Raw genomic sequence first — 13,078 nt, forward strand, 5'->3', positions numbered from 1 at the left:
CCGTCAACGGGATGAGTCGAAGCGTCCGCGGGCGCTCGTCGCAAGGCCCGACTTTCGGTCAGAGGGCCGAGCCTGAAATAGTTCCCCACGATGTTCGACATCCCTAGACTCCCTGTGTTGGGGGTAATTCGGGGGACAACTCAGTGGGGCGCGGAGTGCCGGAACTCGTACTGGAATCAAACGGACGGACCTGGACGCTCGACGCGTCCCGGACCTACACCCTCGGACGCGATCCGCAGGGGGACATCGTGTTCGACGACGCCAGGGTCTCCTGGCGGCACGCCACGGTCAGCTTCAACGGCCGCAGCTGGGTCATCGAGGACCACGGCAGCACCAACGGCACGTTCGTGCAGGGGCAGCGGATCCCGCGGCAGACGGAGATCGGCCCCGGCTCGGCCGTGTACCTCGGCAACGCCACCGACGGACCGCGCCTGAACCTCTCCGGTGCCGCGGCGGCGGTCGCCCAGCCCCAGCAGCAGCCGTACGCCGCCCAGGGCGTGGGCGCCGGCTGGGCCCAGCAGGCCCCGCCGCAGCAGACGCCCCAGCCGCAGGTCGCGCAGCAGGCAGGCTGGCAGCAGCAGCCCGCGCCCGTTCCGCAGCAGATCCCGCAGCAGCAGAGCGGCCCGCACGAGGCCTACGCGCAGCAGGCGTCAGGCGGTGGCGCGGCGACGCCGCCGGCGTACGGCGACCGCAGCCCGACCACGTTCCACCAGTTCTCCCTCGGCCTCGTGATGCGTATCGGCCGTGCCCTGGAGAACGACCTGGTCGTCTCCGACCTGCAGGTCTCCCGCCACCACGCGGAGTTCCACGCCACGCCCGACGGCCGGTTCGAGATCCGCGACCTCGGCTCGCACAACGGCACGTACGTCAACGGTCAGCCGATCGCCAAGGGCGGCACACAACTGCTCGGCCCGACCGACATCGTCGGCGTCGGCCACTCCACGTTCCGCATCGTCGGCGACCGCCTCGAGGAGTTCGTCGACACCGGCGAGGTCTCCTTCTCCGCACGCCACCTGACCGTCACGGTCGACGGCGGCAAGCAGATCCTGAAGGACGTCTCCTTCGGTGTCCCGGAGAAGTCCCTGATCGCGGTCATCGGCCCCTCCGGCTCCGGCAAGTCGACGCTGCTGAAGGCGCTCACCGGCTACCGGCCCGCCAACCAGGGCGAGGTCCTCTACGACAACCGGAACCTGTACAAGCAGTTCGCCGAGCTGCGCCAGCGCATCGGCCTGGTCCCGCAGGACGACATCCTGCACAAGGAGTTGACCGTCAAGAAGGCCCTCAAGTACGCGGCGAAGCTGCGCTTCCCGGCCGACACCACGGCCGCCGAGCGCAACGCCCGTATCGACGAGGTGCTGCGCGAGCTCAAGCTGGACATCCACAAGGACAAGAAGGTCACGTCCCTGTCCGGCGGCCAGCGCAAGCGCGTCTCGGTGGCTCTGGAGCTGCTCACCAAGCCGTCCCTGATCTTCCTGGACGAGCCGACCTCCGGCCTCGACCCGGGCATGGACCGCGACGTCATGCAGCTGCTGCGCGGCCTCGCCGACGACGGCCGCACGGTCCTCGTCGTCACCCACTCGGTGGCCGAGCTCGCGCTGTGCGACAAGCTGCTGGTGATGGCGCCGGGCGGCGCGGTCGCCTACTTCGGCCCGCCCGAGGAGGCGCTGAACTTCTTCGGCTACGACACCTGGGCCGATGTCTTCTCCGCCTTCGAGAACTACCGCGACTACGACTGGGCGGGCCGCTGGAAGGGTTCGCAGCACTACCAGATGTACGCCGCGGACATCGACGCCGTCGCCCCGCAGTCCGTACCCATGCCTCCGCCGCAGGCGATGAAGCCGCCCAAGCCGCAGGGCTGGGGCTCACAGCTGCTGACCCTGGTCCGGCGGTACGTGGCCGTCATCGCCTCCGACAAGGGCTTCCTGGCGCTGACGGTGATCCTGCCCGCGGTGCTCGGCGCGGTCAGCCTGCTCATCGACTCGGACAGGGGCCTGCTGGTCAACCCGATCAACCCGAAGACGCACGTGCCCGTCCCGAACGGCACGGCGACCACGGTCCTGCTGATCCTCGCCGTCGGCGCGTGCTTCGCGGGCGCCGCGAACTCGGTGCGTGAGCTGATCAAGGAACGGGTCATCTACGAGCGGGAGCGGGCCACCGGCCTGTCCCGGTCGGCGTACCTGATGTCCAAGGTGGTCGTGCTGGGCGCGGTCACCGTGCTGCAGGGCCTGATGGTCGGCCTGATCGGCTTCTCCAGCCGGGAGATCCCCGACCGGGGTCTCGTCCTGGGCGGCTCCACACTGTTCGAGCTGTGCGTGCCGATCATGGCGCTGGGCTTCACCTCGATGATGGTCGGCCTGGTCATCTCCTCGCTGGTGAAGACCGCGGAGAAGACCATGCCGCTGCTGGTCATGTTCGCGATCATCCAGGTCGTGTTCACCGGCTGCCTGTTCACCCTGAACGGCGCCGTCGGCGTCAACCAGGTCTCGTACCTGATGCCGTCGCGCTGGGCGGTGGCCGCGGCCGGCACCACGCTGGACTTCAACAACATCGCCCCGAACGCCGACGACCCGACCAACACCGACCCGCTCTGGAACCACACGGCCTCCGCCTGGACCATGGACATGGTCGCGCTGATCGTGCTCGGCGTGGTCTGCGGTTTCCTCGTGGCCCGCTTCCTGCGCCGCCACGAGCCCGAGGTCATGCGCAAGTAACGGCGCCGGCGGAACGACGCGGGGCGGCACCCCGCAACGGGGTGCCGCCCTTCCGCGTGTCGAGAAGGTCCGCGCCGACCTCAGTACGCGCTGTTGACGTTGTCGATGGAGCCGTACCGGTGGGCGGCGTAGTTGGCCGCGGCGGTGATGTTGGCGACCGGGTCGTAGATGTTCCACGACGTGCCGGCGACGTGGTACGCGGCGAAGGTCGGCGGGATGACCTGGAGCAGGCCCTTGGACGGGATGCCGTTGACGGCGTTGATGTCCCAGTCGTTGATGGCCTGGGGGTTGCCGGAGGACTCCCGCATGATGTTGCGGTGCAGGCCGCTGTAGCTGCCCGGGATGCCCTTGGACCGCATGATGTCCAGGGAGTGCCGGATCCAGCCGTCCAGGTTGTTCGCGTAGCTCTTCGCGGCGGCCGGCTTCACGGCGGCGCGGGTGGTGGACCGGCTCGCGGCGGCCTGCGCGGCATGTGCCTGCGCGGCATGTGCCTGGGCCGCGCGCTGCTGGGCCGCGCGCTGCTGGGCGGCGCGCTGCTGGGCGGCGCGTTCCTGGGCGGCCTTCTTGACGGCGGCAGCGGCGGCGGCCTTCTTCGTCGCGGCGTCCGCCGCGGCCTTCTGCCTCGCCGCGATGGCCTCGACCTTCACCGTCTCGCCGGCGAGCTGGTCGGTCACGGTCCCCTTGATGTCCGGTATCCGCTGGGAGCCGTAGACCGCCTGGGGAGCGGCCGCCGGGGCGCCCGTCGTGACCGTCTGCGCGCTGCTGGGGACCGCCGAGAAGGCGAGGGCGGCGGCACCGAGGGTGGAGACACCGGCGATCGCGATCTTGTTGTGCTTGGTCAGGGCCGGACGGAGGTGCTGGGTCAGGGCCGGACTGAGACGACGGATGCGAACGTTCTTGAGCATGAGTGATGGACCTCTTCGAATTGCGCGGAGGTCGCTCTCGTGCCGCGGGAGTCGGTTCCTTCCCGCAAGAACGCCGCGGGCGGAAACCCACGGCGCCGAGCGACGGAGGCAATTCTTAGCGGCCGCAAAATGGGCAGGCAATGATGTGACGTACGATGCCGCATAGTGGATCAGGGAGGGGCAAATCGGGACAGATTGGAGCATCAGCCCCGTTCAGGGATGACCCACCCGCTCCTATGTCCGTTCGTACGTGATGTGTGCCCTATGTGCGGGCTCACATCGACGTCACGGCGTCTTCACTCGACGTTGCTGGCGCAATGCTCTGTGTGAGGGTCCCGTCCCTCCCGCACCCGCGTCCTACGCCACCGGACCTAGTCCCACCGGCCCGGCCGATGCCTCCACCGGACCCATCCGCGCCGCCCCGGCCCGCCGGTACCGTGAACGCATGAGTCAAGGCCCCAGGACCGGCCTCGCCGCGGTGAGCTCCGCGCTACTGGCCATGAGCAGGCATCTGGAGGTGCGGGACGTCCTCAAGACGATCGTCGCCTCGGCCCGCGAACTGCTCGACGCGCAGTACGCCGCCCTCGGGGTCCCGGACGACCACGGAGGCTTCGCCCAGTTCGTCGTCGACGGCGTCAGCGACGCCCAGTGGAAGGCCATCGGCCCACTCCCGCGCCGCCACGGCATCCTCGCCGCGATGCTGGACGAGGCCCGGCCCGTCCGCCTCGCCGACGTGCGCGAGGACACCCGCTTCGAGGGCTGGCCGTCCGCCCACCCCGAGATGACCGACTTCCTGGGCCTGCCGATCAAGGACGGCGACGAGGTCATCGGCGCGCTGTTCCTCGCCAACAAGCTGCGCCGTGCGGAGGGACACACCCCGCACCCCCCGCGTGCCGAACCGCGGGGAGGCTGCGGTTTCACCGAGGAGGACGGGGAACTGCTCGCCATCCTGGCCCAGCACGCCGCCATCGCCCTCACCAACGCCCGCCTCTACGAACGCAGCCGCGAACTGACCATCGCCGAGGAACGCTCCCGGCTCGCGCACGAACTGCACGACGCGGTCAGCCAGAAACTGTTCTCGCTGCGCCTGACCGCACAGGCGGCGGCCGCCCTGGTCGACCGCGACCCGGCCCGCGCCAAGGGCGAGCTGCAGCAGGTGGCGGCGCTCGCCGCCGAAGCCGCCGACGAACTGCGCGCAGCCGTCGTGGAGCTGCGGCCGGCGGCGCTCGACGAGGACGGCCTGATCGCCACCCTGCGCACCCAGATACAGGTCCTCGACCGCGCCCACACCGCACGCGTGACGTTCGCCGCCCACGGCTTCCGCGCGCTGCCCGCCGCCCAGGAGGAGGCCGTGCTGCGGGTCGCCCAGGAAGCCCTGCACAACGCCCTGCGGCACTCCGGGGCCGAACACGTCGACGTGAGCGTGACCCGGCGCGGCCACGGAGCCGTGCTGCGCGTCACCGACGACGGCCGCGGCTTCGACCCGCAGACCGTCCGCAGCGCGGGCCGCCACCTCGGGCTGGTCTCCATGCGGGACCGGGCGAGCGGGGCCGGCGGCCGGCTCACCGTGGAATCGGCGCCCGGCAAGGGCACCACGATCGAGATGGAGGTCCCCGGTGGCTGACGCAATCAGGGTGCTGCTCGTCGACGACCACCAGGTCGTCCGCCGGGGACTGCGCACCTTCCTGGAAGTGCAGGACGACATCGAGGTCGTGGGCGAGGCGGCCGACGGCGCCGAGGGGGTCGCCTGCGCCGAGGAACTGAAGCCGGACATCGTCCTGATGGACGTCAGGATGCCGGGAATGGACGGCATCGACGCCCTGCGCCGGCTCCGCGAGCTCGACAACCCCGCGCGCGTGGTGATCGTCACCAGCTTCACCGAACAACGCACGGTGGTCCCGGCCCTGCGCGCGGGCGCCGCCGGATACGTGTACAAGGACGTCGACCCCGACGCCCTCGCCGGGGCCATCCGCTCCGTCCACGCCGGACACGTCCTGCTCCAGCCGGAGGTCGCCGGCGCGCTGCTGTCCCAGGAGGACGCCAACTCGGGTCAGGGCAGGCCCGGTTCACTCACCGAGCGGGAGCGCGAGGTGCTCGGGCTGATAGCCGACGGCCGCTCCAACCGGGAGATCGCCCGTGCTCTCGTCCTCTCCGAGAAGACCGTCAAGACGCACGTCTCGAACATCCTGATGAAACTCGACCTGGCGGACCGCACACAGGCGGCGTTGTGGGCGGTACGTCATGGTGTGACGGGCTGAGATTCATACCGTCGTGGGAATGTCATCCGGACGGCGCATCCTCGGCCGATCTCCGGCGTTCTCCAGTGCGTGCCGCGGCGAGTGCCGCGGTGACCGCAAGGAGGGGACACAGAAGTGAAGAACCTGAAGAAGGCAGCGGCCGTGACGATGGTGGCCGGCGGTCTCATCGCCGCCGGTACCGGAATGGCCTCCGCCACCACCGGCGGCGCGTGGGCGAACGGCGAGGCCGTGCACTCCCCGGGTGTCCTCTCGGGCAACGTCGTCCAGGCCCCGGTGCACGTGCCGGTGAACGCCGTGGGCAACACCGTGAACGTCATCGGCGTCCTCAACCCGGCCTTCGGCAACGTGGGCATCAACCACTGACCCCCGCCGCCCAGACCCAGGCCTCCCGTGTGCACCGGGGGGCCTGTCAGGTCTTCGGGCCCGCATCTAACGCCGGTTCGCATGTCCAAGCCCGTCCGGCGATTGAGGACGAGGCCGTTCAGGCCGATGCGGGGGTCTGGGGGCGGAGCCCCCAGCGGCGCTCGCATCGCCCCGGTGAAGAGAACGGTCTCGGCGTCACCGCACCCCCCGCTCCCGCTCCTCCACAACGGAGTTGTACGCCGCGACCTGCGCCCGCCGAGCCGTCCGCTCAACAGGCCGCAACGCCTCACCCCGAGCCGCCATCTCAGCGGAGCTCACCGCACCGCCGTGCCCGTTGCCGTACGCCAGCGACACCAACAGCCCCACCCGCTGAGCCAGCTCCAGCACCCGCACCGCCCTGGGCGGATACCCCGGCGCCAGCACCTCCCGCCCATGCTCGGCGCGAGCCCGGTACGCGTCGATCGCCGCCTCCGCCACCGGCCCCGAGCCGGCGACGTCCAGCCGTGACAGGACCTCCGTCGCCTCCCGCAACGCCTCCGCCAGCTCCCGCTCGGCCTCACCGAGGGACGGCACATCGGCCGGCGGGGCCTCCCGCACGGGAAGCACCTGCCAGACCACCTCGACGTGCACGTCCCCGGCGGGACCGGCCTCGTACACCTCCGGCACCAGCCCCAGCGCGGCGCCGTGACCGACCACCGCCTCCTCGGCGTCCAGCGCCCGCGCATTGAACTCCGGCGGCCCGCTCAGCCCCAGCGGATGCCCCGGCCGGGGCAGCGCGACGCACAGCCCGCTGACCCCCAGCGCCCGCAGCCGCCCCAGCGCGAGCGTGAGACCCACGGGCGCCGACTCACCCGGCAGCCCCGCCACCCGGTGCACCGCATCGTCCCCGACGATGGCGAGCACGGCGTCATCCGGAGAGACAAGTCCGGCCAAAAGGGCATTTCCCCAAGCGGCAAGGCGTCCTGAACGCGGTTCCGAGAGCATGCCCCCACCCTAAGGACCGGACCGATGGAATGGACCGCCGCACTCGTGGCGTAGATTTCGTAGGGGCTGCGCCCACCGGCGCGGCGGACCGAGCCACAGGCGTACGCGAGAGCCGAGACCGGCCACACTGCAAGGGGAGACAACGCGCTCATGAGCGATGTTCTGGAGCTTCAGGACGTATCCGTGGTCCGCGAGGGCCGGGCTCTGGTGGACCAGGTCTCCTGGTCGGTCAAGGAGGGCGAGCGCTGGGTCATCCTCGGCCCCAACGGCGCCGGCAAGACGACCCTCCTGAACGTCGCCTCCAGCTACCTCTTCCCCAGCAAGGGCACCGCCACCATCCTCGGCGACACCCTCGGCAAGGTCGACGTCTTCGACCTGCGCCCCCGCATCGGCATGGCCGGCATCGCCATGGCCGAGAAGCTCCCCAAGCGGCAGACCGTCCTGCAGACCGTGCTGACCGCCGCGTACGGCATGACGGCCGGCTGGCAGGAGGAGTACGACGAGATCGACGAGCGGCGCGCCCGCGCCTTCCTCGACCGCCTCGGCATGAGCGACTACCTCGAGCGCCGCTTCGGCACCCTCTCCGAGGGCGAGCGCAAGCGCACCCTGATCGCCCGCGCCCTGATGACCGACCCGGAACTGCTGCTCCTCGACGAGCCCGCCGCCGGCCTCGACCTCGGCGGCCGCGAGGACCTGGTCCGCCGCCTCGGCCGCCTCGCCCGCGACCCGATCGCCCCCTCCATGATCATGGTCACCCACCATGTCGAGGAGATCGCCCCCGGCTTCACCCACGTCCTGATGATCCGCCAGGGCAAGGTCCTCGCCGCGGGCCCGCTGGAGCTGGAACTCACCTCCCGCAACCTCTCCCTCTGCTTCGGCCTCCCACTCGTCGTCGAGCAGGTCGGCGACCGCTGGACCGCGCACGGTCTGCCCCTGTCCTGACCCCCATTGCGCCCTGTGCGCCGCAGACCCGCGGCCCTACCATGACCGTGTGAACGACATCGACGCATGGGTGTGGTGGCTCGTCGGCGCGGCAGCGCTCGGAATCCCGCTCGTGGTCACCGCGATGCCGGAGTTCGGCATGCTCGCGGTGGGAGCCGTGGCGGCCGCGGTCGCGGCCGGCCTGGGCCTCGACGTCGTCGTCCAGGTACTCGCCTTTGTCGTCGTCTCGGTCGCCCTGATCGCCGTCGTACGCCCCATAGCCGCCCGGCACGGCAGGCAGCTCCCCCAACTCGTCACGGGTGTCGACGCGTTGAAGGGCAAGCAGGCCGTCGTACTGGAACGGGTCGACGGCTCCGACGGCCGGATCAAGCTCGCCGGAGAGGTGTGGTCCGCGCGCTCCCTCCACCCCGACCGCGCCTACGAGGTGGGTCAGGAGGTGGATGTCGTGGAGATCGAGGGAGCCACCGCGATCGTCATCTGACCTCGCAGGACTCAACTGGGGCGAACACCTCACGAGTTCCACTACGGTCTGTCAGACTCGACCAGCAAGATCTTCAACAGCCATAGGATCTTCCGAGGCGCCGAGGCGGAGAAGGGTACGGGGAACACGATGGAACCGGTCATCATCGTCCTGATCATTCTGGTGGTGTTGGTCTTCATCGCCCTGATCAAGACCATCCAGGTCATCCCACAGGCCAGCGCGGCCATCGTGGAGCGCTTCGGCCGCTACACGCGAACGCTGAACGCGGGCCTGAACATCGTCGTCCCGTTCATCGACACCATCCGCAACCGCATCGACCTGCGCGAACAGGTCGTGCCGTTCCCGCCCCAGCCGGTGATCACCCAGGACAACCTGGTCGTGAACATCGACACCGTCATCTACTACCAGGTGACCGACGCCCGGGCCGCGACCTACGAGGTCGCCAGCTACATCCAGGCGATCGAGCAGCTCACCGTCACCACGCTCCGCAACATCATCGGCGGCATGGACCTGGAGCGGACCCTGACGTCCCGCGAGGAGATCAACGCGGCCCTGCGCGGCGTCCTCGACGAGGCCACCGGCAAGTGGGGCATCCGCGTCAACCGCGTCGAGCTCAAGGCCATCGAACCGCCCACCTCCATCCAGGACTCGATGGAGAAGCAGATGCGCGCCGACCGTGACAAGCGCGCCGCGATCCTCACCGCCGAAGGTACGCGCCAGGCCGCCATCCTCACCGCCGAGGGCGAGAAGCAGTCCCAGATCCTGCGTGCCGAGGGTGAGGCCAAGGCCGCGGCCCTGCGCGCCGAGGGCGAGGCGCAGGCCGTCCGTACGGTCTTCGAGGCGATCCACGCCGGAGACCCGGACCAGAAGCTCCTCTCCTACCAGTACCTCCAGATGCTCCCGAAGATCGCCGAGGGCGACGCCAACAAGCTCTGGATCGTCCCCAGCGAAATCGGCGACGCCCTGAAGGGGCTGTCCGGCGCGATGGGCAACTTCGGACCCCTGTCGGGCGGTTCGGGCGGCAACGGCAACGGCAACGGCTCCGGCTCCGTCCCGGACCAGCGTCGCGAGAAGCCGTCGATCGACTGACGCGGTACACGGCTGAGGCCCGCCTTCACCGGAAAGGCGGGCCTCAGCCGTGTACCGCCGCGACGGCCTACGCGGCCGACGCGCTCGGCGCCAGCCAGTCGGCGAGCGCCCCCAAGTCCTCCTGGCCCAGGGCCAACAGCATCGCGTCGGCCGGTGTCGGCTCGAACGGCTGCCGGAGCAGCGTCATGCCCGCCTCCTCCGGCGTCCGGTTGGCCTTGCGGTGGTTGTCCTCCGCGCACGCGGCGACCGTGTTCAGCCACGTGTCCCGCCCGCCCTGCGCCCTCGGCACCACGTGGTCCACGGTCGTCGCCCGCCGACCGCAGTACGCGCACCGGTGCCGGTCCCGCACCAGTACGCCCCGCCTCGACCACGGGGCTTGTCTTCGGAACGGCACCCGTACGTACCTGCACAGCCGGATCACCCGGGGCGCGGGTATGTCCACATCGGCGCCCCGCATACGCAGTTCGGGGTGGGCCTGCTCGACGACGGCCTTGGCCGTCAGAACCAGCACGACGGCCCGGTTCAACGTCACCGTCGACAGCGGCTCGAAGCTCGCGTTCAGCACCAGCGTGTCACGCATCCAGCCCACCTCCCATGTGCACCGGCCCACCCCCCGGCGGGCTTGGATCAACTCTGGACGGGCGCGCCGAGATGGACAACGCAATAAAAACTGCCCGCCTCTGATCAATTCCAAGACCAGAGGCGGGCAAACGTTCCATGAACGCTGAGCTCGATCAGCCCTTCCCGGGGATCTCGTACTCACCGATGAGCTGAGCCCGTGCGACCGTGTGGAAACGCAGGTTGAAACCGACGGCGGCCGGTGAGGCGTCGGAATCCGGGCCGAGCTTCTCCTGGTCCACCGCGTACACCGTGAAGACGTACCGGTGCGGTCCGTCGCCGGGCGGCGGCGCGGCACCACCGAAGTCCTTCGTCCCGTAGTCGTTCCGCGCGTGCACGGCACCCTCGGGCAACCCCTCGAACTTGCCGCCGCCCGCCCCGGCCGGCAGCTCGGTGACGGAGGCCGGGATGTCGAACAGCACCCAGTGCCAGAACCCGCTGCCCGTAGGGGCGTCCGGGTCGTAGCAGGTCACGGCGAAGCTCTTGGTCTCCGGCGGGAAGCCCTCCCACCGCAGCTGCGGCGAGGTGTTGCCGGCCGCGTGTACCTGAGCGTCCTTGAGGGTCTCCCCCTCCCGGACGTCCTCGCTCGTGACCGTGAACGACGGCACGGGCGGGTGGAAGTCGTGGGGGAGCGGCCGCCTCTTGAGCTCGGTCACCTCGGTACCTCCTGAACGGTTCTGAAGTCAGTGCCTTTCGAGCCTAGGCCCCTAGAACCAGTTGCGCTTACTGCCCACCTCGGAGAGCCACTGGTTGAGGTAGGCCGCCCAGTCGGTCCCGTGGTAGTCGTGCAGCCCCACCTGGAACGACCGGAAGGTGTCGCTGCCCTCGCTGAACAGCCCGGGCTTCTTGTCCATCTCCAGCACCACGTCCATGGCGTGCTCGTCGGCCACGAAGCTCAGCTCGACCTGGTTCAGGCCCCGGTACTGCGACGGCGGGTAGAACTCGATCTCCTGGTAGAACGGCAGCCGCTGGCGCGTGCCCCGGATGTGACCGCGCTCCATGTCGGCGCTCTTGAAGCGGAAGCCCAGCTGGATGAAGCCGTCCAGGATCGCCTTCTGCGCCGGCAGCGGGTGCACGTTGATCGGGTCGAGGTCACTCGAGTCCACGGCCCGCGCGATCTCCAGCTCGGTCTTCACCCCGATGTGCATCCCGCGCAGCGCCTGCCCGTCGATCATCGTGACCGGCGTCTCCCACGGGATCTCCAGCCCGAACGGCACCGCGTGCACGGCCCCGGCCTGCAGCTCGAAGGCCCCGCCGAGCCTGAGCTTGGTGAACTCGATGTTCTGCTTGTACTCCTCGTCGCCGCTCTCCACCTCGACCCGCGCCTGCAGGCCGACGGCCAGGCCCTCGATGTTCTGGTTGACGGAACCGCCCTGGATCCGCACCTCACCCTGGACGACGCCACCGGGCACCACGTTGACCTCGGACAGCACCGTCTCGACCGAAGCCCCGCCGGCCCCCAGGCTCGCGAGCAGCTTCTTGAACGCCATTGACTCTCCCTTTACGAACGGATCCCTGATCCCTAGAAACGCGATCCATGTACGGCCGGTTCCGCGCTCACACCCCGACAGGCGGACGGATCCTTGACCAGTCCTTGGAATCCACCCGTCTGGACTACGCTCGTACGCCATGATCGCGCCCTCGGACCGTACGCCCCTCCCCAGGAAGTTCTTCGACCGGCCCGTCCTCGAGGTCGCGCCCGACCTGCTGGGGCGCATCCTCGTCCGCACGACCCCGAAGGGACCGATCGCGGTGCGCCTGACGGAGGTCGAGGCGTACGACGGCATGAACGACCCTGGCTCCCACGCCTACCGCGGCCGCACGCCCCGCAACGAAGTGATGTTCGGACCGCCCGGACACGTATACGTCTACTTCACCTACGGCATGTGGTTCTGCATGAACCTGGTGTGCGGCCCCGAGGGCATCGCGAGCGCGGTCCTGCTGCGCGCCGGCGAGATCGTCGAGGGGGAGGAGCTCGCCCGCGAACGCCGACTCTCGGCCCGGAACGACAACGAACTGGCCAAAGGACCAGCCCGTCTCGCCACGGCCCTGGGCGTGGACCGGGCCCTCGACGGAACGGACGCCTGCGCCGTCGGCGAGACACCCCTGCGCATCCTGACCGGGACCGCTGCCCCCTCCGACCAGGTACGGAACGGCCCACGCACCGGAGTCGCGGGCGAGGGGGGCAACGGGGACGTCCATCCCTGGCGCTTCTGGATCGCCGGTGACCCGACGGTGAGCCCCTACCGGGCCCATGTGCCACGGCGCCGCCGAAGTTGACTCCGGTGGACGAGGTGCGTAATGTGGCCCGAGCCGCTGAACCGGGTACGGCAATCGCCAGCAGCCGGAGCGGCCAACCCACTACCTACGACTCCCTCTCTGCAGGGACGTTTTCGGCGTGCCCGCACGCCCGAATTCGAAGCTGCGGAACTCGATTATGAGTTCGCCAGGGAATCGGCTAACGTAGTGAATGTCGAAAGGCCGACAAGCGAAAGCGAGAAGGCCTGCGGCGAACCCGGCCGACCGGGAATCGGAACCGAAAGGATCTGATAGAGTCGGAAACGCAAGACCGAAGGGAAGCGCCCGGAGGAAAGCCGCGAGACAGTGTCTCGGGTGAGTACAAAGGAAGCGGCCGTTCCTTGAGAACTCAACAGCGTGCCAAAAATCAACGCCAGATATGTTGATACCCCGTCTCCGGTCATCACGATCGGGACGAGGTTCCTTTGA

14 protein-coding genes are annotated in these 13,078 nt (G+C 69.6%); 8 read left to right on the forward strand and 6 right to left on the reverse strand.

Going from position 1 to position 13,078, the window contains the following annotated elements; genetic code table 11:
* Positions 1–155 precede the first annotated feature (155 nt).
* On the forward strand, positions 156–2,711 hold the full coding sequence (locus ACWC21_RS22785) for an FHA domain-containing protein (RefSeq protein ID WP_450884594.1): 2,556 nt from the start codon (positions 156–158) through the stop codon (positions 2,709–2,711).
* Positions 2,712–2,791: 80 nt separating this feature from the next.
* Here the strand turns inward: ACWC21_RS22785 and ACWC21_RS22790 are convergent, their stop codons facing one another.
* Positions 2,792–3,616: a transglycosylase SLT domain-containing protein gene (locus tag ACWC21_RS22790; RefSeq protein ID WP_450884596.1), complete on the reverse strand. Its 825-nt coding sequence runs from the start codon at positions 3,614–3,616 to the stop codon at positions 2,792–2,794.
* A gap of 445 nt (positions 3,617–4,061) precedes the next feature.
* On the opposite strand from ACWC21_RS22790, the gene ACWC21_RS22795 reads away from it, so the two are divergent.
* The 3 genes from ACWC21_RS22795 (at position 4,062) to ACWC21_RS22805 (ending at position 6,237) form a co-directional block, all read left to right on the forward strand.
* Positions 4,062–5,240 (forward strand): GAF domain-containing sensor histidine kinase, encoded by a 1,179-nt coding sequence (locus ACWC21_RS22795; protein WP_450884598.1) that lies wholly within the window; start codon positions 4,062–4,064, stop codon positions 5,238–5,240.
* Complete coding sequence (locus tag ACWC21_RS22800) at positions 5,233–5,874, forward strand: response regulator (RefSeq protein ID WP_450884600.1); 642 nt, start codon at positions 5,233–5,235, stop codon at positions 5,872–5,874. Before ACWC21_RS22795 ends, ACWC21_RS22800 begins: the two co-directional genes overlap by 8 nt.
* A 114-nt stretch (positions 5,875–5,988) precedes the next feature.
* Positions 5,989–6,237, forward strand: coding sequence for a chaplin (locus ACWC21_RS22805; RefSeq protein WP_450884602.1), 249 nt, complete (start codon positions 5,989–5,991; stop codon positions 6,235–6,237).
* Positions 6,238–6,432: 195 nt separating this feature from the next.
* Here ACWC21_RS22805 and ACWC21_RS22810 read toward each other — a convergent pair whose 3' ends face one another.
* Complete coding sequence (locus tag ACWC21_RS22810; protein ID WP_450884604.1) at positions 6,433–7,221, reverse strand: hypothetical protein; 789 nt, start codon at positions 7,219–7,221, stop codon at positions 6,433–6,435.
* A 150-nt stretch (positions 7,222–7,371) separates the two neighbouring features.
* Here ACWC21_RS22810 and ACWC21_RS22815 point away from each other — a divergent pair, with 150 nt between their 5' ends.
* The 3 genes from ACWC21_RS22815 to ACWC21_RS22825 all read left to right on the forward strand — a co-directional run bounded on the left by ACWC21_RS22815 (position 7,372) and on the right by ACWC21_RS22825 (position 9,733).
* Complete coding sequence (locus tag ACWC21_RS22815; RefSeq protein WP_450884606.1) at positions 7,372–8,163, forward strand: ABC transporter ATP-binding protein; 792 nt, start codon at positions 7,372–7,374, stop codon at positions 8,161–8,163.
* A gap of 49 nt (positions 8,164–8,212) precedes the next feature.
* Positions 8,213–8,644: an NfeD family protein gene (locus tag ACWC21_RS22820; RefSeq protein WP_450884608.1), complete on the forward strand. Its 432-nt coding sequence runs from the start codon at positions 8,213–8,215 to the stop codon at positions 8,642–8,644.
* 129 nt (positions 8,645–8,773) lie between these two features.
* A complete protein-coding gene (locus ACWC21_RS22825; RefSeq protein ID WP_450884610.1) occupies positions 8,774–9,733 on the forward strand; it encodes an SPFH domain-containing protein in 960 nt (319 codons plus the stop codon).
* A 67-nt stretch (positions 9,734–9,800) separates the two neighbouring features.
* Here ACWC21_RS22825 and ACWC21_RS22830 read toward each other — a convergent pair whose 3' ends face one another.
* From ACWC21_RS22830 to ACWC21_RS22840, 3 genes are all read right to left on the reverse strand, one after another.
* Entirely contained in the window at positions 9,801–10,313 is a 513-nt protein-coding gene (locus ACWC21_RS22830) for an HNH endonuclease (RefSeq protein ID WP_450884612.1), read from the reverse strand.
* 154 nt (positions 10,314–10,467) lie between these two features.
* The gene (locus ACWC21_RS22835; RefSeq protein ID WP_450884614.1) at positions 10,468–11,007 is read right to left on the reverse strand and encodes a YbhB/YbcL family Raf kinase inhibitor-like protein; all 540 of its coding nucleotides are present in this window, start codon (positions 11,005–11,007) and stop codon (positions 10,468–10,470) included.
* Positions 11,008–11,058: 51 nt separating this feature from the next.
* Positions 11,059–11,841: a sporulation protein gene (locus tag ACWC21_RS22840; RefSeq protein WP_450884616.1), complete on the reverse strand. Its 783-nt coding sequence runs from the start codon at positions 11,839–11,841 to the stop codon at positions 11,059–11,061.
* Positions 11,842–11,980: 139 nt separating this feature from the next.
* Here ACWC21_RS22840 and ACWC21_RS22845 point away from each other — a divergent pair, with 139 nt between their 5' ends.
* Positions 11,981–12,631 (forward strand): DNA-3-methyladenine glycosylase, encoded by a 651-nt coding sequence (locus ACWC21_RS22845; protein WP_450884618.1) that lies wholly within the window; start codon positions 11,981–11,983, stop codon positions 12,629–12,631.
* Between the two features lie 155 nt (positions 12,632–12,786).
* Here the strand turns inward: ACWC21_RS22845 and ACWC21_RS22850 are convergent.
* The coding region (locus ACWC21_RS22850; RefSeq protein ID WP_450884620.1) for a hypothetical protein at positions 12,787–13,078 on the reverse strand (292 nt) is incomplete at its 5' end.

It is taken from the genome of Streptomyces sp. NPDC001348, assembly GCF_053597535.1.